Here is a 22862-nt window from a genome sequence, read left to right as displayed (position 1 = left end):
AGCAAAGAATAGCGTCTCTCGTTTTATATTATTAATACTAATACGAGCGAGCAGTAGATGCTTAGACGGAGAGAATCGAACGATGCGAATTCCACGAAGCGTGGAACGCGCACCGCCTTTCTTTTCATCTGATCATAGTCTCGAAGTAAGCCGATCAAGGCGTCCAGCGATAGACAATTACGCTGGAACCGTTGTAGTTGTCTTTCGTGATCACATACTCACCGGCCGCTCTGATGTACGCCCTGAGGCCATACATCGAATCCACGTCGTTGCCCACGTCGACCGTACCCGCACTCGAGTTGATCAGCGTCGTATCGAGGTGGCCCGTCGTGAGATTGAAGGCGTCGATGTTGGGCACCGTATGCACATAGCCAACGAAAAGATAATTCCCGGCGGCCGTGATCGACTTGGGATTGACACTGGTAAGGTTGATCACCGGATCGGGCTTCGTGGTGTTGCCCGCACTCCAGCCGTGATACACCTCGATCCTCGATTGCATCGCCGTCCAGTCCCAGCTCCCGGCGATGCCTTGCGCGAGAATCATGGTGTCGCTCTCGGGCAGGTAGATGATGCGCGTCAATGGCCGGATGCTCTGCGGAATGGAGATGGCAATTCCCGGTCCCCATGTCGGCTTGCCGCTGCCATCGAAGCTGACCAGCGGGTAGTGGTAGATGTGATTCGTCCTGTCCAGACCGGCCCATACGTCTCCTCTGCTGTCGATGCAAAATCCGCCTGTGACCTGCCGGGTCGTATTGAACGCGGGACCTGGAATCGACGCGTCCGGAATGGCGATGTAGCCGCTCGCCGCGTTGAAATGGAAGAAGTAAAAGATGCCTGGGTTCTGGCCGGACGCGACGAGGATCCGGTTTCCGCCGACGCTGACGAGCTGACCGAAGTGCTCGTCGCGCTGCGTATCGTTCATGTTGAGGCGTGGATCGGACGGATAGGTGATCGGGTCGACGGTGTTCGCGACGAAGGTGCCTCCAGCAGTGCCGGTGTAAATGTTGGTGCCGCTATAGAAGTAGGCGCCGTCTGTAACCGGGTCCGGCGCGGCGACCGCCTCGAAGTTGAGGGACTGAAGCTTCCATTGCAGATTGCCGGCACGGTCATACGCGTGAATATCGGTGCCGCCGTTGCGGCCAAGGTCCCAGCCTCCGCCCCATGGATTGTTGAGCACATACAGGTTGCCCGCAGCGTCTTTACCGATGCCGGCAACACGCGTGAAGCGCCTGTCGCCAACCTGGCCTTTGATGCCTGTGGTGTTGTCGAGATAGCCGCCCTGAATGCCGAACGTGCCGACCAGGGTCGGCGTACCCGAGACGTTGTAGCGTTTGATATTCATGTCGGGCCCTTCGTCACCGACCATGAGCTGTCCCGATGATGCATCAAAGTACAGCGCGGAAGGTCGCGAGGTCGCGGACATCTGGATAGTGTTCAGCGGCGCGCCGGCCGGACTGAATTCGACGACCGCGGCTGCGCTTTGCTGCGCGACCCAGAGATTTCCCGCGCCATCCAAAGCGAGTGCACCGGGGCTCGACACGTTGATGTCCTGCTGCCACACGCCGTCAGTAGTGTAGACGCGCACGCGATTGCCAAAAAAGTCGCTGGCATAGAGGAGAGAGCCGGTTGTCGCGAGTCCGGTGATGACATCGGCATGCTTGACGGCGTTCCAAACGCTCACCTGGATGAGAAGATCGCGCTTCTGAGTCACGCGGTTGTATCGTCCTACCGCCCCGCTGCCCTGCGCTTTGCTGAACTGCAACGCACCGAAGATCGACGTGGTATTCCCCGTGATAGCCGAACCCTGAAACTCGCTGTTGATTCCAATGGAACCGATGCTCTTGCCGTTCTGGTAGATCGCGACGCCACCCTCGTTTTCGTCCCATAGGGAGGCCGTATAGATCACGCCTTCGGGCGCGACCCACATCGAGCGCGCGGTATTGCCCACGTGCGCGGCAAGGGTTCCGAATGTGTTCGCCAGCCAGTCGGTGCTGTATTGCGCCTGACACGCTGGCGCAATCACGGTGATCACGATGATCACCGCGCCAAACAGCGCAGCACGGATTCGTTTCTTAACCATGAGTGATGCTCCCAGACAGTTGTCCCTCGATAACATAAATCGCCGTAAATCATCGAGTGAAACGTGAGAAATTCAGCCGGCATATTTTTGCCGGCCATTCGCAAGTTCGCGAGTATCGCTCAAGTTATTGCCATTGCGTGTCGTATATATTTCCAGATCCACCCCTTCGCCAGGACAGGACATGACATGGGCACGACCCCGCTCGTGTCGGGCCGCCGCGTGGGCGAAGGGCTGATTGATCAGGAGCGGCGGGACGCACCGTCGAAAGACTGGCACACGAACAACGGGCGGGACTGAAAAGTCCCGCCCGTTGTTCGTGCGCATGGGTTCCGTTACGGCCGGATCTTGCCCGGCGAAACCATCCCGTCCTTAGACCAATAACTCTCCCTGCCGTAAAACTCGTAAAGCGCCGTTTCGTAGTCCCGATCGACAGGAATCGCATCGTCGTACGCTGGACTGTGTTTGATTGCTTCGCGTGTCAATGTAGTGGAGACGGTCGAGCCAAACCAGTCGATCAGCTCGATCCAATCAGTCGCCAGCAGCACTTCCTTGCCGCCGGGCCACCAGTTACGTGTATCAACAGTCAAGTAGCGGATGACCCAGGCTTCATCGTCGAAGACGAAGCCGGAAACGTGGCCGATGGTGCCGTCAATCGTTTCGATGTGGTAACCCTTGACCTCCTCCGTGCTGCGCAGATGGATGTCCGCCGGCGGCTCGTCGGTGTCCGGCTCCACCGCCGGGGAAACGCTCAATGCACCCAAGGGCAGTCCCATCGTTGCAGAGGGACTGTCGAAGGCAGGATAGGCGCCCATTCCCCATACGTTGGCGCCGCCCCAATACGTCGGATAGCCGTAGTACCGCAGGTACTCAGTTTCATGCTGGCGCGACACAGGCTTGTGCGCATCGATATTCGGACTGTCGCGCACCTGTTGCCGCGTGAGTTTCACGTGCACGGCGCTTGAACCTGGATCGGTGTGAGAAACAGCATACGGCGAAATCAGCACCTGCCGGTCCCTGAGCCAGTCGCCGGTTTCAACAACCAGATAGCGAACGCCCCACTTTTCGTCATCAAAATAAACTTGCGTGACCTTCCCGACGTCGCCGTCGCGCGCCGTAACGGTGGATCCCTGCAGAAACTCTATGTTTCGCAACATGTTCGATACTCCGGTTCTGCTTCGCGACAGACTGTTCGCCGCCTCGGCTTCCCGCTGAAAGACGTGCGTTCAATGAATGTGGCTTCCGAAAAGCCCGAGCAGTCCAATCACGATCAGATAGATCGCTACGATGTAGTTCAACAGACGCGGCACGACAAGAATCAGGATGCCGGCGATCAGTGAAACCAGCGGACCGGCACTGGTGAGCATATGCATGATTGTCTCCTCGCTCCTCGCGCGCACGCGGCAGGCGCCGCTTGCGCGTCCCAGCCAGTCTGCGTCAAAGGGTCTTGAGCCGGCTGACCTTCGTGCCAACGAGTGTCGCCCCGGCCATGAGTCCAGTGTTGGTCAATACAAACGCGTCCACCTGCCCGGTTGCCGTACTCGTATCGAGGTTGCCGTTCGCACCGACCTTCAGCAAGGCCACTGATGCATCGCCGCCCGCTGACCAGCCTTCGCTGCTACGGAATTTCGCCAACGATTCTTCAGTCATGAACAGAAATACGATCGCCTTCGACTGTGCGCCGATTTGCCAGCCGATCGAACCCGTTGCCGTGCTGTAGTAGCCGACCGTGTGGCCGCCGACACGCAGCGAGCCCTCTCCGTACTGGCCGCCGACGACAAAGCCTGCGTCGATGACTGACGGGAACACCAGCACCCCGCGGGCCTTGCCGACCAGTTCGCGCGACCCGTTTGCGACGTTGTAGAGGCGTCCTAGAGTCGAATCCACTCCGGCGTCAATGCTGTGTCGCTTGTCCATCTGCGCGCTGCTGGCGTCGGAGGTGCCCGTCGTCGTACAGCCTGACACCGCAAGCCCGATCGCAAGGATCGAACCGGGTGTAGTCAAGATAAATGTTCTTCGCAGCATGATGGCCTCCACCATTCCAGATGATGGCTCCCACACTACGCCGGATCGAGCCGGTAAGCGGTACGTCAGCGTACAAACTGCCGGACGCGCTTACCCTCACCACGCCCGCCCCAGACGGACGCCGGCCCCGTCGGATAAGCCTTCAATTGTCTTCGGCGTCTTACCGCGGGTCTGTGTTCAAGATCCGAGGGCGGCCTTGATCGCACGCGCCGCCGCGTCCAACGCTTCGGCCGTTGCATGTGGCGCGCGAGGGATGGCGTTGCCTGCTGCAGTGCTCGTCGGGCGGGCGGCTTGATCCGGATATGATGAAAACTTGACGATCGTGATCCCGGCTACAGGATTCACGAGAATCGACTGGCCAAACCGCCCGCCGGCCGCGAATGACCTGTCACCATCGTTCACCTGGTACCTGTAGTCGTGATAGGCATATCCGGGCCGGCCTGCGGCAAGATTGCCCTTCGCGAATGCGCCGGCGTTGTCGCTGGGTTTTAGGGCAAGACGATGCAGGTTCATGGTTGTCGCTGTGTTGTCCCTGTCGCCTTAGCAGCAGCAAGGCTCGACGTAGCACGATATGAGGTTTCTCAATGCCACTAGAGCGACGGTCCGGAAACGCGAACGAAATTCTCCACAGTCTTGACGCCGTCGACTTGCCTCGCGGCATCAGCAGCCAACGAGACTTGCTCGTTATCGGTTACCGAGCCGTTTAACGTGACATGCCCATCGCGAACTTTGACGAGAATGCGGGCCGCGTTCAGTCCGCGGGTCCTTTCGAGCACGGTAGCAATGCGGTGGGCAAGCTTCCTGTCCGCAGCCTTCGAGGCCTTCGTGGAGACCACGGCAGAGGCACTAGCGGACGCCCCTTCTGCCGGCGTGGGCGTGGGCGTGGCCTGCGCCATGGCATTGCCGGCGAATACGAGAAGCGCCGCGGCAAACAGGGCATGCAGGTTCTGGTGTGGGTTAATCATGCCAGTCCTTCGGTCAATGTGAATAAGTAGGGAATACGAACGCTGATCAGGTCGCCATGAATGCCTAGAAGCGGGTCATCAGACCGACTGAAACGCCGGTCAATCCATGGCCGCCAGGATTAAGACCCAGGGCTGTGATGTTGGCAGCGTCATAGCGATAGGCGCCCGAGAAGCCGTTGTGATCCACCTCCGCATACAACTCGGTCTGCTTGGAAAGGAAATATTCGGCGATCGCAAATGTCGTGACCTTGTGGCCGCTAGCAGACTGAACATTGCCGAGGTCGTTGGCAATATCGTCAATGAACGCCGCCGTGACCTGGAATGAAGGCGTGACGACCCACACCAGGCCGCCGCCCGGAATTTTGTCGCGACGCCGGGGCGCGCTCGGCGTCGCGCCGGTGACCGTGAGGTCGGCATAGTTCAGGTAAAGGCGCGCCGGCCCGATTTGCAGCGTGCCGCCTGTCTGGAACGTTTGCGCCCACTCCATCGCGCTGGCGCTCCAGGTCTTCTGATAGGACACGCCGCCGAGCGCCGGTCCCCATTGATACATGGCGGCACCGGAGTAGTTTGTACCGGCGCGAGAGTTGCCGGCCACGCCGCCTGGCGAATAGCTGGCGCCGAAGCGAAATCCGCCGACCTGCCCGAGATACTTGATGGTGTTATTGAAGCGCGAATCGAGCGTGAAATAGTTCGCGCTGTACACCACGCCGGGTTCGATTGCGATGGACTGCCCCCGCCCGCCAGCAGGATCGATGAGAATGCCAAAGTCTTCGTTGGCGTTGAGTTGCCGGCCCAATGTCAGGCGCCCGAAATCGCCGGTCAAGCCGACATAAGCCGCCTGAGAAAACAGCGTACCCGTGGTTTTCACCGCCCCCGTGCCGCTATTGAATGCGCCCTCGAGCTTGAAGATCGCCTTGAGACCGTCGCCCAGATCCTCTTTGCCGGTGAAGCCGAACTGGTTACCGGCAATGATATTGTTGTTGAAGCCGACTACGCTACCGCCCTTGGCACCGTTCGTCCATCGGACGCCTCCACCGGTGTCACCGTACAGCGTGACGCTCGATTGCGCATGGGCTGCACCGGAAAGCACGCTCATCAGCGTCGCATACAAGACCTTCTTCATACGTCTCCTTGATTATTTTATATATGTTCATATGGATAACTAACAAAGCAGAAATCTGTCACGTATCCCGAGGTACGCGACGAGAAACATTCTTGCTGGTGCCGTCAGCCCCGCTCGACCAGGTTGAGCTCCCCCGCTACATGTGTCGTGCCGAGGGCGAGGCGGCGTTGCGAGCGTTGCGGGTCGAGGCAGAAAGCGCAGAGCACGCCGCATCCCAGCAACACCACGCCGCTCGCGACGCTCGCCTGTTCGAACCCGACCGCCGTCGACCGGCCGGCGCCTTCGATCAACAAGCCGGTCACGATTGGCGCGGCGAGTCCGGCGAGTGACGAAAAACCGTTGCTTAGCGCGAGAATGCCGCCACGCTGTGAATCGGGTGTCACTTCGCCGAGCATGGCTGGCCCAATCGAGTACGTCACGAGCGTCATGCCGCTGCCGAGCGTCAGCAAGACGAACCTGAGCATTGGCGGGAGACCCGGCCACGCCTGTGCGGCAAGCAGCGCACCCGCTACGACCAGCGTCACAGTCAGGAATCCGCCACGCCCAAGCCGCGACGGCACGCCGCGCGCCAGCAGCCGCTGGGACAACCAGGCCAGGCCCAGGCTAAGCGGCGCAGTAATCGCCACGAACAACGCGAACATTCGGCCCGCCATCTGGGGTGAGTAACCCATCCCCAGTTGCAGCCAGGTCGGCGTCCAGGTGAGCGTCATCGCGAGAATCCAGTTTGCAGCGAAATGCCCCGCGAAAACGCCCAGGACCGTTCGGTCCGTCAGCAGCAATCCATAAGGAACCCGCGCGGTATGGCCCGATCGCACCGGAGTCGACAGTTTCCCCTCGGCGCCGAACACCAGCCACGCGACGCACCAGAGGCTGCCAAGTGCGGACAGCACGAGAAAATTGACTCGCCAGCCCCAATGGGCGGTAATAGCCGGAATCGTCAGGCCGGCCACCAGCAGGCCGAGGGCGCTGCCTTGATGAAGTACCGCGACGGGCAGGTTGCGCTTTGAGTCGGGAAACCACTTGTAGAGCGCGTGCACGGCAACCGGCGACGCGGGCCCTTCGCCCGCGCCGAGCAGGACACGGCACGCGATCACGCTCCAGATCGAGCCGGCAACGAGCATCGGCAATTGCAGCGCGGTCCATGCGCCTGCCATCAGCAGCAACAGCCATTTTGTCGACGCGCGATTCGCCGCGAGGCCGCCGAGCACTGCCGAGATCGAGAACAGCCAGTTGAGGCTGCCGCCGATCAGCCCGAATTGCGTGGGCGACAGATGAAGCTCACGCATCATCGGTACGGATACGAGGCCAAGCACGACCTTGTCCAGAAAATTCACCAGCATCATCAAGGCCAGCATGATCGCAATGGACCACGCCCGCCAGGGCCGATACCGGTTTTGTTCGGTAGCCATTCGGTTTGCCTCCATGATTGTCGGAACGTCTTTGCGTCCCTGGTGTTGCGTTGCCTCAGCCGTCGTGCTGACCAAGCAGCGGGACGGTGTCGCTTGCGTCGGGCAGACCTGCGGAGAACTTCACGGGAAAGCGCACCGCCATGGATCCGTCGTGAGCGAACTCGCGGACTATGCCGCGTGTGCGCACGTGCGGATCGAGAAACAGCTCGTGTGCGTCAAGCAGCGGTGAAACCGGCAGATCGAAAGCCCTCAGCGTTTCGAGCCATTCGGCAAGCGTGCGCGCCGAGAACATGTGCGCGAGCAGCGCGTTGACCTCGCGCTTGAACTGTTGCCTGCCGAGGCGCGATGCGAACCGATCGTCCATCAACGCTGGGTAGTCGGCACCGAGTGCTTCGCGCAGGGTCAGCCAGAATTTGTTTTCCAGAATGCCGAGCGCGAGATGCCGCCCGTCCCGGGTTTCGAAAATGTCGTTCTCGGGCATGACCGTCGGCGAGGCCATGGGCTCCTCTGCATAGTCGCGCGACGTCCACGCGGCAGGCGCTGTCCACGCCATCACGCAGTCGTGGATCGACACGTCGAGATGCTGGCCACGGCCATCCTGGCGTGCGCTGAGAACCGCCACGGCCAGCGCGAGCGCGGCATGACTCGACGCGGCGTAGTCCGCGAGCCGAACCCGTGGACGCGCGACACGCTCGTTGACCTGAACCGGTATCGACCAGAAGCCGCCGAGCGCCAGATAGTTGAGATCGTGGCCGGGCAGCGCCGAGTACGGTCCGGTCTGTCCGAACCCGGAAATCGAGCACATGACGATGCGCGGGTTGACCTCGGCGAGCGTGGCGTAGTCGAGTCCGAGCCGCTGCATGACGCCCGGCCGGAAGCCTTCGACGACAGCATCCGCGTCCCGTATCAGATCGAGAAACGCCGCCTTGCCGGCGGCACTCTTCAGATCGAGCGCGACGGAGCGCTTGCCGCGATTGAGCTGCGCGAAAACCGCACCGCCAAGTTGCCGCGCCGGATCGCCCGTGCCCGGCGGTTCTACCTTGACGACGTCCGCGCCCAATTGCATCAGCATTGAAGTGGCGTGCGGCCCGGGCAACAATTGACTCAGATCGACAATCTTGACGCCGTTCAGGCATGACCAGTCCGGTTTCATCTGCATCGTTTCCTTGCGAAAGGTGCGGCGAGGTTCAGCGTACTGTGCTGACCTGTCATGCCGCGCTGCCGGCGGGGTCGAGAATCACGCGGGCGATCGTATTGCGCTGGATCTCGCTCGTGCCGGTGAAGACACGGAACATGCGCAGTTTGCGGAACGTCTGTTCGATCGGATGATGCCGCGTCACCCCGACGTTGCCGTGAATCTGCACGGCCTTGTCCGCGATTTCGAAGCAGCGTTCCGACACGAACAGCTTGCAGGCTGCCGCCTTCATGCGCAGATCGGCGCCTGCATCGGCGAGCGCGGCCGTCTGCGCAATCATGCTTTCGCATGCCCACAGCGCCGCGGCCATATCGGCGAGCATGTGCTGGATCGCCTGAAACCGTGCGATCGGGCCGCCGAACTGCCGCCGCGTGCGCGCGTAATCGAGCGACGCTTCATAGGCTGCGGTGGCGAGACCGAGCATCGTCGGACAGTGCAACAGCCGGTTGACGTTGATGCGCGACATGCCGAGCTTGAACCCGTTGCCCTCGCCGCCGAATACATTCGCGCGCGGCACGCGAACGTCGACGAAGCGGATGTCCGCATCGATGTGCTGCCCCGACATCGGCACGTATTGCTGTTCCACCGTCACGCCGGGCAGATCGAGATCGATGAGCACCGCGGTGATGGCGGGCGGCGTGGTCGTTGCATCAGTCACGCACATGACGATCGCGAAGTCGGCGAACGGTGCGCCGCTGATGTAATGCTTGACGCCATTGATCACCAGTTCGTCGCCGTCCACGACTGCCGTGGTGGAAATGCTCTGCGCGTCCGAACCGGAATGCGGTTCGGTCAGTGCAAAGCAGGTCGACTTCTCGCCGCGAATCACCGGCTCGAAATAGCGCGCGAGCTGGTCCGCGCTCGCGTACTTGAGCATGTTGCCGACACGCGGCGGACCGCCCAGGTCGCCAAGCACATGCGGCGCGAGCGCGGAACCGGATGCGGCAAGGTCCGCCTTGAGCGCGCACTGCTCGAGAATCGAGAGACCCTTGCCGCCCAGTGCGACGGGCAGGCATGCCGCGTAGAAACCCAGTGCGGCGGAGCGGCGCCAAACACGGCGCAGCGTCTCGCGTGGCCAGACGTCCTCGCTGCCGAGACCGAGCTCCTGCTCCATCGGCCGCAATTCTTCCGCGACGAAGCGGCGAATGCCCTCGCGGGTTTCGACGAACGCCGCACTATTCAGGTAATCGAACATAAGCTTCCTCTTCAATTGACTCGACGCGAGACGCCCTGCCAGTACTGCTCGCGAACCAGCTTGCGGGCGATCTTTCCGCTCGCGTTCTTGGGCAGATCGGCAACGAAGTTCACGCTCCGGGGGAGCTTGTAATCAGCGAGACGCGCGCGGCAATGGGCGATGATCTCGTCCGCAATCGTGTTGCGTCCGCTCTTCAGCACGACCACCGCTTTGACGCTTTCCCCCCACTTCTCATCGGGAACGCCAATCACGCACGCTTCCATGACGTCGGGATGCTGATAGAGCGAGGCCTCGACCTCGGTCGGATAAACGTTGAAGCCGCCGGAAATGATCATGTCTTTCTGACGATCGACGAGGTAGATGTAGCCTTCGTCGTCGACGCGCGCCAGATCGCCGGTCCGCAGCCAACCGTCGACGAGCACTTCGCGCGTGAGTTCCGGCGCACCCCAGTAGCCTTGAAACACATCTGCGCCACGAATGACGATTTCGCCCATCGCATCGCCGGTGACCTCGCGGCCGTGTTCGTCAACCACGAGAACTTCAGTCTCGCCCGTGGGGCGGCCGCACGACGCGAGCCGCTCGGGGCGATGGAGAATCGCGTCGGCATGGTCGGCGATGGAAAGACGCGTGACGCCCGAGGTCGACTCGCTCGCGCCGTAACCTTGCGACAGCACCGGACCGATACGGGTCCACGCTTCCTGGATACGCGCCGGTGCCATGGGCGCCGCACCGTAGCCGAGCATCTTCAGACTCGTCAGATCGGCCGTGTCCAGCGCGGGATCGTTGAGAAGCATATTGATCATCGCGGGCACCATGAACACGTGCGTGATCCGCAGCCGCTCGATTTCCCGCAAAAAGTGCGCGGGCTCGAACGTGTCGAACAAGACGAGCGTGGCGCCTGCATACAGGTACGGCTGCATCAACATGCCGGACGCGTGGGTGACCGGACCGATCAGCGCGAGACGGTCGCCGGGTTTCGCAGGACAGTCCATGCCCAGCAGGATCTTGCGCAGCGACGCGAGGCGGTTGCCGTAGGTTTGCATGGCCGCCTTGATCTTGCCGGTCGAGCCGGAGGAGAAGTGCAGCACGGCGAGATCGCCGGACGACAACGCGATTTCGGGCAAATGCGGGCTGGCACGCGCGATCAATGTTTCGTAGTCGATGTATCCATTCGCGGGAGCGCCGAGAGAAATAAACGACTCGACCGAACCGAACCCGGGCGACGCACGATCGTAAGCCGTGAATCCCTCGCCGGCGATCATGACGCGCGGCGCGCAATTCTCAACGACGTCAGCCGCTTCGTGCGCCGTGAAGCGCGGATTCAGCGCGGCCTTGACGAGCCCCGCCTTGTATAGCGCGCATTCAATTTCCACCAGCTCCGTGCAGTTGCGGGCCTGAACCGCAACCCGGTTGCCTTTCGCGAGCCCCAAGCCGAGTAGTGCATTCGCCAGCAAGGTCGAACGCTCGTCGAGCTGACGGTACGTCAACTCGCGGTTGCGATGAATGACCGCAACGTTGTCGCCCCAATAACGCGCGGCGCGGTGCAGAAAGTAAGCAAAGCCCAATCGGTGTCTCCTTTATCAATGCTGGCGTTAGTCTGTAAGATGCATGCCATCACCACAATGCGGCATTGGCTATAAAGCCATAGCCAACAGGAATGCCCATGGAGACCCGGGATCTGGATTACCTGCTTGCGGTAGAGGAGCACGGCGGCATCGGCAAGGCCGCGGAGGCGCTGGGCATGAGCCAGCCGGCGCTCACGAAAGCCATTCAGCGTGTCGAGGCGCAGACCGGCCTCGCGTTGTTCCAGCGCACGGTGAATGGGGTCACGCCCACTCAGGCGGGTGCGCTATTTCTCGCTCGCGCGCGACGGATTGCACTGGAATACGAGGACGCGCTGAAGGAAATGCACGCGATCCGCAGCGGCGAACAAGGCGTGCTGAGTCTTGGCTATTCGCCGACGGTGCCCGCGGCGCTCGTTCTGGGCGCATGCCGCCAGTTGCTGAAGGAACGGCCTGCTGCACGCCTGCGACTGCGGCGCCGGCTTGCACGCGACCTTGTCGACTTACTCGTTGCGGGTGAACTCGACCTGATCGTTGCTCCCGAGCCGAAACCAGATGCAAACGGACTGTCGTTCGTCGAACTCTTTCGCGATAGCCTGTCCGTGCTGGCCGATGACTCGCATCCGCTGCACCTCAAGCGCAATTTGCGGCTGGCCGATCTGGTTGATCAGGAATGGCTGCTACCGGGGCCGACCATACCCGTTCGTCAGCAAGTGGACGCGGCCTTCGCGAGACAAGGTCTCGACCTGCCAAAGCTACGCGTTGAAACCGACTTCGGCAGCACCTCGCTACTGCATCTGCTGCGCGGCAGCGCGATGCTCTGCGTAGCGGGCACTGAATCGTTTGACGCGCTAGAAGGATTGCGTGCGCTCAATGTCGACACCAACGAACTCGACTTGCGCCGGCACATTGGCGTGGTGTTTCGAAAGGAGGCTTACCTGTCGCCGCTCGCACAGCGCGCGATGGCGCTGCTGCAGGAATGGACGAGCTGAAGGATGCGTGAAGCACCGGCCTCAATGCCCGTTGCAGAAAATGGCTGTGAGAATAAGCGGAATCACTTCGTGAACGTCAGCATCGCTGCCTGCCCGTCGTACGCTCGCCTCAACCGACCCGGCGGAGCCGGTCACCACTACGCCGTACGTCGGGGGCGTAACCGCCTGGCCGCTGCCTTGTTTGAACATGGGATCGTTTTGCTCATACCCGAAGACGGCATAGACATGAAAGCCGAATGCCGTCAGGTTACTGCCGCGCGAGGGTCGAAATGCGTTAACCGAATTCGCTTCAATGCGCATTGGCTTCGGATCGATCGACTGCTCGTCCAGAAGCGGAGCAATGAAATCATGCGGGCTCGACTGGCAGTCCAGTTGTGCATCGAGCGCATAGGCATTGCATGCGGCCGAAGAGAGTCCTACGCCCAGCGACGCAACGGCGGTCAGCATGCGGAGAACGGACGGTTTCATCGTAGTAGCGCGATCGTTCTGCTGGATTGCTAGAAAAGCTCGAGGACATGCGGCAGCAGAGCGTTGAGACCCCATAATCGTCCGGCTGACCCGGCAAGTCTGTACGGTGACGCTCAGAACGGTGAAAGCCGGCGAACGGCACGCGAACGAGGGCTGTCGCGCCGATTAGAATCGCTCGATCAAGCCAAGCTGCACGCCCTTGACCGGCGCCCCGGGGTATGCGACCGGCAGCCCGGTCACGTTGACGCCGCGCAGGGTAAATGCTGCATCGTCGTGATTCGACAGATAAGCCGCGCTGAAATAGAACAGCACGGTGCGCGAAAGATCATATTCGAAGGCCGCACTGAACTGGTCGGCACTCGCCCCCGCCCCGGTAAAATCACGCACGTGCGCATAGCCGACAGAGGCCCTGGCGTGCGAAGAAAGGCTGTATTGAGCCGAAAGGGAGCCGCCCGCGCCGTGATACAGGGGCGTGCCGCCATCGCCGTTGAAGAAGGCAAGCCATACACGGATTTTTTCAGTCCCGTACGTTGCTCCGCCGAGATTCGCGCGCAGTGCGCCGCCACCATGGGTCTGCTGACGGCCATAGAGAAACTTCAGCGTGTCGATCTGATATTGGGCAGTAACGTAGTATCCGTCGATGCCGTTACCGTCGTTTTCCGACTGATCGCGCGTAGCGAACATGACCGTGCCGTTGAATCCGGCGACCAGCGGCGAAAGATACGTGATGGCGTTATTCGCGTACGGCGTGATCTTCGACAGGTTGTTGAGTCCTGAGGCGATCGTGCCTGCGCCAAACGCATCGAGGTTGCCTTTGAACGGTATGTAGAGCGGCGAGTATTGCCGGCCCACCCTTACCTCTCCCCACGTGCTACGCGTCCCTATCCATGCCTGACGATTGAAGAGGACCCCGGGTGTCTGGAATGTGCCGTCGTTGCTGCCAAAGCCGTTTTCCAGCACGAACACCACGGCGGTGTCGGCGGTGATGGGCTCACTGCCGCTCAGCCCGACCCGCGAGCCTCGATAGGCACCGGAATCAAGACGCGCGGTCCATCCGGAGCTGGGATTGGTTACTTCGATGCTGGTGTCCAACAGGCCGTACAGCGTGACGACGCCCGTCTCCTCGGCTGCGCCGACACGCATGCACGTCAGCAATCCGGCGCCACCGATGCTCGCGCACATGACCACACGATGAACCCACCAGGCACCGCGCGTCACCGGCTTGCGCTCGCGTGACGGTTGTTCCCGGCCCAAGGCGGCGGTACCGCAAAGATGGGTTCGACCATAAGCTTCCTGGAAAATGGCGTTGCGAAAGAGAGCGTCGTCGTGAGGCAAGCTTACTATGATGCGCGGGCCGCTTCACTTTCTGACTGGGAGCGAAGGGCCGCACGCATCGACACACACCGGCGTCAGGAAAGGTGATGCACTTCCTGGAGGCCGTAAACCGGCGTCGCAATGCCCTCCATGCGTGCCTTCAATTGCAGAGATAAATACTGCGAGTAGTGGCGCGACTGATGCAGATTACCGCCATGGAACCACAAGGCAGGCTGCTGCGTCGGCTTCCACATGTTGCGCTGCTCGCCTTCCCATGGCCCCGGGTCTTTCGTCGTATTCGAACCCAGCCCCCACACCTTGCCCACTTTATCCGCCACTTCACGTGAGATGAGATCGGCGGCCCAGCCGTTCATCGATCCGTAGCCGGTTGCATAGACGACGAGATCCGCCTCCAGCTCAGTGCCATCGCTCAGCAGGACAGAGTGCTCTTTCAGTTCGACCACATCCACGCCGCTCTTCAGCTTGATCTTGCCGTCCGCTACCAGGTCGGCGGCGCCCACATCGATGTAATAACCCGACCCACGGCGAAGATATTTCATGAAGAGTCCCGAGTCGTCATCTCCGAAGTCGAGCATGAAACCTCGCTTTTCCAGACGGTCGTAGAACTCCGCGTCGCGCTCCCTGATCGCATCGAATACGGGCTTTTGAAACGTGTGCAGGATCTTGTACGGGATCGACGCAAACGTCAGGTCGGCTTTTGATGTCGTCATGCCTGACGCAACCGCGCGCTCGGAATAGAGGTCACCCAGAGCAAGCTCCATCAGCGAATCCGATTTGACGATATGCGTAGACGAACGCTGAACCATCGTGACGTCGACGCCGGCCTCCCACAACGCTCCGCAAATGTCGTGCGACGAATTGTTCGCACCGATCACCACCACTTTCTTGCCCTTGTACGCATCGGGTCCCGGATGTTTCGATGAATGATGCTGCTCGCCCTTGAACACATCCATGCCTTTGAACGAGGGGATATTCGGCTTACCCGACATGCCCGTAGCCAACACTAGCTGCTTTGGCCGCAGCGTCAGCGTCTCGCCGTCGTGCTCAACCTCGACCACCCATTCAGCCGCCGTTTCGTCGTATCGCGCGGACTTGCAAACAGTCGACCCCCAATAGTTCAACTCCATAACCTTGGTGTACATCTCAAGCCAGTCGCCAATCTTGTCCTTGGGCGTGAAAACCGGCCAGTTGTCCGGGAACGGCAAATAAGGCATATGGTCATACCAAACCGGATCATGCAGACACAGTGACTTATAGCGGTTACGCCACTGGTCGCCGGGACGTGGATTCTTATCGACGATAATCGTCGGCACACCCAACTGGCGCAGACGCGCGCCCAGCGCAATCCCGCCCTGCCCTCCGCCTACGATCAAACAGTAGGGTTGCTCCGCGCGACCCAGCGCCTGCGCTTCGGCTTCACGACGTTCCTTCCAGCTGGTGCGATCCATACGTGCGCCATGTTCCGCGCCCATCGGGCGACGGTTGCCTTTGGGTTCTTCATGGCCTTTCAGTTCACCCATGGTGGTCAGCAAGGTCCAGATCAGACCATCCTTCACGCGGATAAAGCCGCTGCCGCGGGCGACTTCCGTTTCAAAGGTGATCCACGCCTGGGCTAAGCCGTCGGCTTCGGTCGGCACTTCATTTTCAGCGACCCTCAGCCGGGTCGGTTTAATGGCGTCGAGTTGTGCGTCGAGCATGGCGCCGATCTGATCCCGGCCCTCCATGGTTTTGATATTCCAGGTGAAAGCCACCAGATCGCGCCAATAGCACTCGGGTTGAAACAACGCGACGGCCGCAGCAGTATCACCGCGTTTCAGCGCCGACTCCAGGGATTCCAGAACATGGGTAATAGTCTGGCTTGCATTATTTTCAGGCATGGTTGCTCCTCCATTCGATGCGGATTAGTGAAACGTCGAAGTAATGCGCGGGTTCTTTGCCCGCTCGGTAACCTTGGACCGCTAGCGCCGGTGAGGCGGGACAATGCCGAACTTCGCGATCCGTCTGTAAAGCGTCGCGCGCGAGATGCCCAGGGTTTGGGCTGTCTCGTCCGGGCGCCATTTCGCATCCGTCAAGGCGGCGACGATGCGGTCGCGCTCAATGGCGTCGATATCGGTGAGTGTGGGTTGCGCCTCGCGGGCGGGATCCCGCCGCTTCGGCGCAGGTTGCCGTTGCGAGCGAATGACGGGCGGACGAACACGTGCATAAAGAGGCGAGCCGTTGCCCACCAGTTTCATCGAGACCATGTCGCGACCGGGCCTGGCATCCAGAAGACGTTCGGCGCGAACATCGAATAGCTCGGAGACAGGTCGCGGCAGCCGGTCAAGGCCTGGCACGCACTCTTTGGCCCGGCGATTTGCCGCGACCGCATTTCCGCGAGCATCGAAGGCGATCAGAATTTCCGGCTGGGCTTCCACGTAGTGGCGATTCCGGTGCGCCAGCAAAACCCAGCAATGCGTGGTCGCGTTGAGAAAGAAACTGTCCTCGATCAATACCGCGCTATGACGCACGATGTGGTTGATCAGCCGCTGGCTTTCGCGTTCATCAGGCGAGCGAATCGCTGATGCATCCAGCACGCCGATCAGTTCGCCTTCCAGTCCGAAGATCGGCGAAGCGCTGCAGGTCAACGTGGTAAACGCGGCGCGAAAATGATCTGTCTTGTGAACCGTAATCGGTTGTGAATCGAGCAGCACGGCCGCAACGCCGCAGGTTCCCTCTTCCCGCTCGGACCAGCACGAGCCCGAATAAAGTCCCGCTCGTTTGAAGTCGTGGCGCCGATCCCGGTCAACGCGATAATCGATCGTCACGCCCTGCGCGTCAGTGAGCATCACGCAGTAGTCTGCTTCGCGCACCGTCTCATGCAGACGCGAAAGACACTCTCCTGACGCCCGTAAAACCGATTCTTCCCGTTGTTGTATGTCACGTAGTTCCGGCGCGGTCAGAATACGCGGCCCGTCTGTCAGGCCAGGATCGAGATGATATTGCTCAAGCGAGCGCCAATACGACGAGGCCAGCCGCGAAGCATCGCCGCCGCGATCAGGCGTTCGGCCTTCGATCAACCTGCGGATCCGGTCGATGTGTCTCACTTGCGGAACATAGGGCATGAATGTCTCCGGTCGGCTCGGCGCCTATCGCTGAGTAGCGCGCTTAGGATGACTTTTAGCATGCGGGTTGCGGAAGATCACCCCGCAGTGCAGCATCGGACCGGATGAGACTTTTGTCTCAGCTTTTTTGTTGTGAGGACGGAGTGCGGCCTGATTTCTGACGTAAGGAAAACGTGGACGCGTTAGGCCCACTGCTAGAATACTTGCCTTTTTCTCTGGAGACGCACATGTCCTGGTTCATCTATGAAGTGCCCGAATACAACGAAGACGGGGCGCGCATCGAACCCTTCAGCGACCTGCGCAGCCGCGTCCAGAAAGTCAGTGGGCCGGCAATGGCCGACGAGCTGGAAAGCGTCCGCGAGAACGCCGCCACGACAGCGGATACCCCGGCGCACCCGCTACGCACCGCAGACAATCCTCACGTATTCCCGATCCCGTATGCCGACTCCATGATTCTGGTCGGGTTCATCTTCGAATTGAAACGGGAGTCCCGGCATCTGGTGGTGTCACCCGTGGAAATGCCCTGGCTGAAAGACGCGTAAAAACGAGCTAACAGGTTCAGGGTTAGAACATACGCCAACCGTTTCCCTGGCGCGCGAAGTCCAGCAGCTAACGCGCCAGGCCGTCGAGCCGGCCAGTGATCAGGTACGTTTCGCCAGATAGGCATCGACCAACTCGACCAGTCGTTCTCGCCCGAAGCTCGCGTCGTGTCCAGCGTGGACCACTTGCACGGGCAATTCGCGCAAGCGTTTCATGGTGCGCACATAGGTCGGAATGTCCGCGCCACCGATCTCATCCAGCAGCGGGCCGTCGTAGATCGCATCGCCCGAGAACAGCGTGCCGGATGCCGCTTCCCATAGGCCAATGCTGCCCGGTGAGTGCCCGGGCAGATGCAGAACTTCAAAATGACGGTTGCCGAGATCGACGATGTTCCCTTCATTGACGATCTCCGTGACCGTTGCGGCCCGCACGCGATAGTCAGACATCGAGTAATCAGCGCTGGGAAGGGCCGTAATCAGATCGCCGTCGAACGGATAACCTGCTTCGCGATACCGGCGAATGGCGTCGTCGCCCAATACCGACGCCAGGAGGGTGCCTCGCTCGCGCGGCGAGCGCAGGTTGTCTGCCTCCAATTCGTGAACCAGCGTGTGTTCGAACTCATGATGTCCGCCGATATGGTCCGAGTGCGTATGCGTCGCCACTGCGGTGACGTCCTTCTGCAGCAGGTGTTTCGCTGCATCCTGCAGACTGACAATGCCCATTCCTGTGTCGATCATCAGATCGCGTTCGCGGCCACGCACATGCCAGATATTGCAGCGCATCAGCGGTACGACGTGGGGTTCCCACAATAGCGTGATGTCGTCGCTAATGCGTTTGAGTTCGTACCATCGGTCGGCAATCGGTAATCGGGTCATGCGAGGTCGCTCCACGAGTAAGAGTCGTTACTCTGACACACTCCGCACCGCACTTCGAGGGCCTTGAGGCCGGCATCTCGTCGCCAACGAATCAGGCATAGCGCGCAAGAAACATATCGGCAGCCGATTCCGCAACTTGCCGTTGTTCAGCCGCGCTGAGGGTTGGCTGGCCCATCGTCACCTGCGGCCAGAAAGCGAACGCTTTTACCAGGCCCTGCAACTGCTGCGAGGCGAACATCGGGTCCGACGTCTTGAGGCGGCCATCGGCAGCAGCTGCGCGAATCCACACCGTCAAGTCTTCCTCCCGCTCACCCATGCGGGTCACCATCTCTCTCGCGCGCTCCGGTGAATGAATGCCCGCCGCGATCGCAACGCGCGCAAGGGCCAGAAACGCCTCGTCATTCAAGAGGCCCAGCTTTTTCAACAGAAGCTGGAGCAACTGCGCACGCAACGGATGCACGGCGGAATAAGCCGGCGCCTCTCCGGTGTCACTCGACTCCCACAACTGCCGCAGGATCGCTGCGAACAGCGCTTCCTTGCTGGGAAAATGGTTGTAGACCGTACGTTTCGAGACGCTCGCGCGCGCCGCGATGCGGTCCATGCTGGTCGCGTCAAAGCCGGCCGCGAGAAATTCTTCGATAGCCGCCCCGATTACGGCAGCGCGCTTGCGGTCGGTCAGGCGGAGAGGGGTGTCACTGGTGTTCATCGTAAAATTTTACACCGGGCAGTTTACTTTTCTCAAAAATAAACTACACTCAACAGTCTACTTTCCGTATCGAGGCGGTTTGCATGACATCGTTCACCGGTTCTATTCGCCGCGCCTTGGGCCTGACGGCTGCGCGACGCGGGCGTGAATTGTTCGACGCGTCGGCTCAGCACGACGGCGAGCGCTTTCGGAACGTCAAACCGCGTCCTGTTGAAGGAATCGGCAAGAGCTTGAGCATCGTGTGGAATGTGTTGTTCAACAAACCGGACGGCACGGTGCCGGCGGGCACCCTACCCGTCGACGCCCTGTCGCGTGAACAACTCAACGCCGCGCCTGACCGGAGCCTCTATCGCCTCGGGCATTCGACCATGCTGCTCAAGCTGCGAGGTCAGTTCTGGCTGACCGACCCGGTCTTCGCTGAACGTGCATCGCCGTTCCGGCGGTTCGGTCCGAAGCGCTTTCATGCACCGCCCATGGCGCTCGAAGACTTGCCGCCGCTCTCCGGCGTGATTCTGTCGCACGACCATTACGACCATCTGGACCGCGAGACCGTGCTTGCCCTCGCAGCTAAGACGGCCGTATTTCTGACGCCGCTGGGTGTCGGCGACCGCCTGATCGAGTGGGGTATCGAGGCGTCGAAGGTACGCCAGTTCGACTGGTGGCAGAGCGTTGAGATCGACGGTCTGGCGTTCACGGCCACACCGGCGCAGCATTTCTCCGGCCGCAGTCTCTTTGACGGCAACAGCACCTTGTGGGCCTCGTGGGTGATTGTCGATGACGCCCTGCGCGTGTTCTTCAGCGGTGACACGGGCTACTTCGACGGCTTCAAGGCCATTGGCGAGCGGCTGGGTCCATTCGACGTGACGCTGCTCGAAACGGGCGCCTACGATGCCCAATGGCCGTACGTCCACATGCAGCCCGACGAGACCATACAGGCACACGTCGATTTGCGCGGGCGCTGGCTGGTGCCGGTTCACAACGGCACGTTCGATCTGGCGATGCATCGCTGGCAAGAACCGTACGAGCGCGTGGTCAGTCTCACCGCCGCGCGCGGCATTCCGCTCGCGACGCCCCGTATGGGTGAGCGCTTGGATTTGGGCGCGCCGCACCGCGGCGGAAAGTGGTGGCGCGAGGTTGCCGAGGTTGTGAAAGAGCCCGCGACGTCGCGGCGCTGGTTCTCCTGCCGCCAGAGTCGCCAAGCGAGTTCGTGACGCCAGCTATTGGCGCTCGCGGATAGAGCGAGCTACGGCGCCTTCTAGCGCCTCTATCGCGATCTGCACCCCGCACACACGGTGGATCCTTGCACTCGCGATGAAACCGGAGTGCCGGTCAGTCACGTCATCTTTTCACGTCGCAGACAATATTTCTGATCGTGAAACGTCTACAGACGTATGGAACCGCCGCGCACCCCGAACCCGATGATCGAACGAGATAAAGACATCACCGCAACCGTGTTGCGTGAGCGTACGAAGCTCGGCAATTTCATTCGGCGTCGCGTACACGACCAGGGTGAAGCTGAAGACATCTTGCAGGATGTATTTCACGAGTTCGTGCAAGCGTACCGGCTCCCGGCACCGATTGAACAGGTAAGCGCGTGGCTGTTTCGCGTGGCGCGCAACCGCATCATCGACCGCTTTCGCAAGCGCCGGGAGCAACCGCTGACCGACACGGTCGACGACCCCGACGACGCAGACTATCGACTGGATCTCGCACTGCCGGCAACCGACGCCGGCCCGGAAGCCGTCTATGCAAGGTCAGTGCTGCTGGAAGCCCTGCAAGACGCGCTCAACGAATTACCAACGGATCAGCGCGACGTCTTCGTCGCTCACGAACTCGAAGGGCGCAGCTTCAAGGAGCTGGCATCCGGGAGCGGTGTCGGCGTGAACACGCTATTGGCACGCAAGCGATACGCGGTACTGCATCTGCGGGCTCGCTTGCAAGCCGTGTATGACGATCTGGATATCTAAAGGAGCAGATAAATGAGTTTCAAACTGAGATGCTTTGGCAAAGCACTGTTGGTGCTGGTGGGTATTGCCGTGCTGGGATGGATGGTGATGGCGCTATGGAATTGGGTTATCCCGGCGCTATTCATTGGCGGCCGCTCGATCGATTATCCGCATGCAATGGGCCTGTTGATCCTGAGCCGAATTCTCTTTGGCGGATTTCGAGGGCATGGCGGTTGCCACGGACGCCGGCATTGGCGTCGGTGGGAACGGATGACGCCGGAGGAACGCGAAAACTTTCAGAAGAACCTATCGTCCGGTGATGGCAAGCGCAACGAGGATCGAACATGAGCCACACTCCGACCTCCGCCTGCAAGCAGCCCGCAGGCGTGATCGCTCCCGTAGTCAATTTGAAGCGGTGCGAAGGCAAGGGCGATTGTGCAGTAGTCTGCCCCGAGGACGTTTTCGAAATCCGCCGGATCGACACGGCTGACTACCAGCAGTTGGGAGCGCTGCACAAATTCAAGCTGCGTGTACACGGCATGAAAGTCGCGTACACGCCAAACGCCGATGCGTGCCGGGCATGTGGCTTGTGCGTGACTGCATGCCCCGAACGTGCCATTACGTTGGCCAGGATCGGGACGCAATAAAGCAGCGTATTGCTTCGCATCGATCGCGCAGACGCAGAGGCGGGACCACGAGCGCTGTGGTCTCAACTCGGTGAGTCCATTGCCGATTGCTGGTAATTCTGAATCCCGACCTTATCGATCAAAGCCAGATTCGTTTCGAGCCAGTCGATATGGTCTTCCGTATCGTCGAGAATATGGGTCAGGATTTCGCGCGAGACAAAGTCGCGAACCGTCTCGCAGTATGCAATTGCTTCCTTACAAGTAGTCTGCGACATCTGCTCGAGCTTAAGGTCGCACTCCAGAACCTCTTTCGTTTCCTCGCCAATCAGCAATTTATGCAGGTCCTGCAGGTTGGGTAAGCCGTCCAGCATGAAGATGCGCTCGATCAACAGGTCCGCATGCTTCATCTCGCCGATTGATTCGTCATACTCGTGCTTCTCAAGGCTCTTCAGGCCCCAATGCCCGTACATTCTGGCATGCAAAAAATACTGATTGATTGCGCTCAGCTCGTTCTTCAACTGGGCGTTCAGATATTCGAGGACCTTGGGGTCTCCTTGCATATAGCCTCCTTGAATGGTGACGCGCCGCGTTAAAGTACAGGGCGTTGCTCAGGCGTCCTGCTCCGTCTGATGCGACCTACAGCTCAACCGCCGACGCGCGAATGTCCGGTGCCACCAGTCCAGCATAGTGTATTGCTCATGCGACGTGAAAAATGAGAACCA

Annotated in this window: 24 protein-coding genes; 6 read left to right on the top strand and 18 right to left on the bottom strand. The window is 60.5% G+C overall.

Features of this window, described 5'->3' with window-relative positions; genetic code table 11:
• Window positions 1-154: 154 nt before the first annotated feature.
• From HHL24_RS02450 to HHL24_RS02400, 11 genes are all read right to left on the bottom strand, one after another.
• Window positions 155-2080 carry an NHL repeat-containing protein gene (locus HHL24_RS02450; protein ID WP_169483795.1) on the bottom strand — a complete coding sequence of 642 codons (1926 nt, stop codon included), beginning with the start codon at window positions 2078-2080 and terminating at the stop codon, window positions 155-157.
• Window positions 2081-2412: 332 nt separating this feature from the next.
• Window positions 2413-3234, bottom strand: coding sequence for a PRC-barrel domain-containing protein (locus HHL24_RS02445; protein ID WP_169483794.1), 822 nt, complete (start codon window positions 3232-3234; stop codon window positions 2413-2415).
• A gap of 69 nt (window positions 3235-3303) precedes the next feature.
• Window positions 3304-3450 carry a DUF3096 domain-containing protein gene (locus HHL24_RS02440; protein ID WP_074288095.1) on the bottom strand — a complete coding sequence of 49 codons (147 nt, stop codon included), beginning with the start codon at window positions 3448-3450 and terminating at the stop codon, window positions 3304-3306.
• 64 nt (window positions 3451-3514) lie between these two features.
• Window positions 3515-4102 (bottom strand): BPSL1445 family SYLF domain-containing lipoprotein, encoded by a 588-nt coding sequence (locus tag HHL24_RS02435; RefSeq protein ID WP_169483793.1) that lies wholly within the window; start codon window positions 4100-4102, stop codon window positions 3515-3517.
• Between the two features lie 177 nt (window positions 4103-4279).
• On the bottom strand, window positions 4280-4615 hold the full coding sequence (locus tag HHL24_RS02430) for a hypothetical protein (RefSeq protein ID WP_206002674.1): 336 nt from the start codon (window positions 4613-4615) through the stop codon (window positions 4280-4282).
• A 77-nt stretch (window positions 4616-4692) separates the two neighbouring features.
• On the bottom strand, window positions 4693-5067 hold the full coding sequence (locus HHL24_RS02425; RefSeq protein ID WP_169483792.1) for a BON domain-containing protein: 375 nt from the start codon (window positions 5065-5067) through the stop codon (window positions 4693-4695).
• A gap of 64 nt (window positions 5068-5131) precedes the next feature.
• The gene (locus tag HHL24_RS02420; protein ID WP_169483791.1) at window positions 5132-6190 is read right to left on the bottom strand and encodes a porin; all 1059 of its coding nucleotides are present in this window, start codon (window positions 6188-6190) and stop codon (window positions 5132-5134) included.
• A gap of 104 nt (window positions 6191-6294) precedes the next feature.
• Window positions 6295-7599, bottom strand: coding sequence for an MFS transporter (locus HHL24_RS02415; RefSeq protein WP_169483790.1), 1305 nt, complete (start codon window positions 7597-7599; stop codon window positions 6295-6297).
• Window positions 7600-7654: 55 nt separating this feature from the next.
• Entirely contained in the window at window positions 7655-8752 is a 1098-nt protein-coding gene (locus HHL24_RS02410; RefSeq protein ID WP_169483789.1) for a CaiB/BaiF CoA transferase family protein, read from the bottom strand.
• A 55-nt stretch (window positions 8753-8807) separates the two neighbouring features.
• Window positions 8808-9989, bottom strand: a complete 1182-nt coding sequence (locus tag HHL24_RS02405) for an acyl-CoA dehydrogenase family protein (RefSeq protein WP_169483788.1) — start codon at window positions 9987-9989, stop codon at window positions 8808-8810.
• Window positions 9990-10000: 11 nt separating this feature from the next.
• Window positions 10001-11554 (bottom strand): AMP-binding protein, encoded by a 1554-nt coding sequence (locus tag HHL24_RS02400; protein WP_169483787.1) that lies wholly within the window; start codon window positions 11552-11554, stop codon window positions 10001-10003.
• Between the two features lie 98 nt (window positions 11555-11652).
• Here HHL24_RS02400 and HHL24_RS02395 point away from each other — a divergent pair, with 98 nt between their 5' ends.
• Window positions 11653-12543 (top strand): LysR family transcriptional regulator, encoded by an 891-nt coding sequence (locus HHL24_RS02395; RefSeq protein WP_169483786.1) that lies wholly within the window; start codon window positions 11653-11655, stop codon window positions 12541-12543.
• A 21-nt stretch (window positions 12544-12564) separates the two neighbouring features.
• Here the strand turns inward: HHL24_RS02395 and HHL24_RS02390 are convergent, their stop codons facing one another.
• From HHL24_RS02390 to HHL24_RS02375, 4 genes are all read right to left on the bottom strand, one after another.
• Window positions 12565-12990, bottom strand: coding sequence for a hypothetical protein (locus HHL24_RS02390; protein WP_230417311.1), 426 nt, complete (start codon window positions 12988-12990; stop codon window positions 12565-12567).
• Window positions 12991-13176: 186 nt separating this feature from the next.
• Entirely contained in the window at window positions 13177-14193 is a 1017-nt protein-coding gene (locus tag HHL24_RS02385; RefSeq protein ID WP_169483836.1) for a porin, read from the bottom strand.
• A 227-nt stretch (window positions 14194-14420) separates the two neighbouring features.
• The gene (locus tag HHL24_RS02380) at window positions 14421-16223 is read right to left on the bottom strand and encodes an NAD(P)/FAD-dependent oxidoreductase (protein ID WP_169483784.1); all 1803 of its coding nucleotides are present in this window, start codon (window positions 16221-16223) and stop codon (window positions 14421-14423) included.
• A gap of 81 nt (window positions 16224-16304) precedes the next feature.
• Complete coding sequence (locus tag HHL24_RS02375) at window positions 16305-17447, bottom strand: sigma-54-dependent Fis family transcriptional regulator (protein WP_169483783.1); 1143 nt, start codon at window positions 17445-17447, stop codon at window positions 16305-16307.
• Window positions 17448-17674: 227 nt separating this feature from the next.
• Here HHL24_RS02375 and HHL24_RS02370 point away from each other — a divergent pair, with 227 nt between their 5' ends.
• The gene (locus HHL24_RS02370) at window positions 17675-17989 is read left to right on the top strand and encodes a helicase (RefSeq protein WP_169483782.1); all 315 of its coding nucleotides are present in this window, start codon (window positions 17675-17677) and stop codon (window positions 17987-17989) included.
• A gap of 99 nt (window positions 17990-18088) precedes the next feature.
• Here the strand turns inward: HHL24_RS02370 and HHL24_RS02365 are convergent, their stop codons facing one another.
• Together HHL24_RS02365 and HHL24_RS02360 are read right to left on the bottom strand one after the other, a co-directional pair.
• Window positions 18089-18862: an MBL fold metallo-hydrolase gene (locus tag HHL24_RS02365; protein WP_169483781.1), complete on the bottom strand. Its 774-nt coding sequence runs from the start codon at window positions 18860-18862 to the stop codon at window positions 18089-18091.
• 91 nt (window positions 18863-18953) lie between these two features.
• The gene (locus HHL24_RS02360) at window positions 18954-19568 is read right to left on the bottom strand and encodes a TetR/AcrR family transcriptional regulator (RefSeq protein WP_169483780.1); all 615 of its coding nucleotides are present in this window, start codon (window positions 19566-19568) and stop codon (window positions 18954-18956) included.
• Between the two features lie 83 nt (window positions 19569-19651).
• On the opposite strand from HHL24_RS02360, the gene HHL24_RS02355 reads away from it, so the two are divergent.
• From HHL24_RS02355 to HHL24_RS02340, 4 genes are all read left to right on the top strand, one after another.
• Window positions 19652-20779 (top strand): MBL fold metallo-hydrolase, encoded by a 1128-nt coding sequence (locus tag HHL24_RS02355; RefSeq protein WP_169483779.1) that lies wholly within the window; start codon window positions 19652-19654, stop codon window positions 20777-20779.
• Between the two features lie 180 nt (window positions 20780-20959).
• Window positions 20960-21535, top strand: a complete 576-nt coding sequence (locus tag HHL24_RS02350; RefSeq protein ID WP_169483778.1) for an RNA polymerase sigma factor — start codon at window positions 20960-20962, stop codon at window positions 21533-21535.
• Between the two features lie 12 nt (window positions 21536-21547).
• Complete coding sequence (locus tag HHL24_RS02345; RefSeq protein WP_169483777.1) at window positions 21548-21862, top strand: hypothetical protein; 315 nt, start codon at window positions 21548-21550, stop codon at window positions 21860-21862.
• Window positions 21859-22161, top strand: a complete 303-nt coding sequence (locus HHL24_RS02340; protein WP_169483776.1) for a 4Fe-4S dicluster domain-containing protein — start codon at window positions 21859-21861, stop codon at window positions 22159-22161. The genes HHL24_RS02345 and HHL24_RS02340 overlap by 4 nt, the downstream gene beginning before the upstream one ends.
• Before the next feature lie 62 nt (window positions 22162-22223).
• On the opposite strand, the gene bfr is transcribed toward HHL24_RS02340, so the two are convergent.
• A complete protein-coding gene (gene bfr / locus HHL24_RS02335) occupies window positions 22224-22700 on the bottom strand; it encodes a bacterioferritin (protein ID WP_169483775.1) in 477 nt (158 codons plus the stop codon).
• Between the last annotated feature and the right edge of the window lie 162 nt (window positions 22701-22862).

The sequence above is a fragment of the Paraburkholderia polaris genome (assembly GCF_012927345.1).
GTDB classification, from domain to species: domain Bacteria; phylum Pseudomonadota; class Gammaproteobacteria; order Burkholderiales; family Burkholderiaceae; genus Paraburkholderia; species Paraburkholderia polaris.
This window is presented reverse-complemented; position numbering and strand designations above follow the sequence as displayed.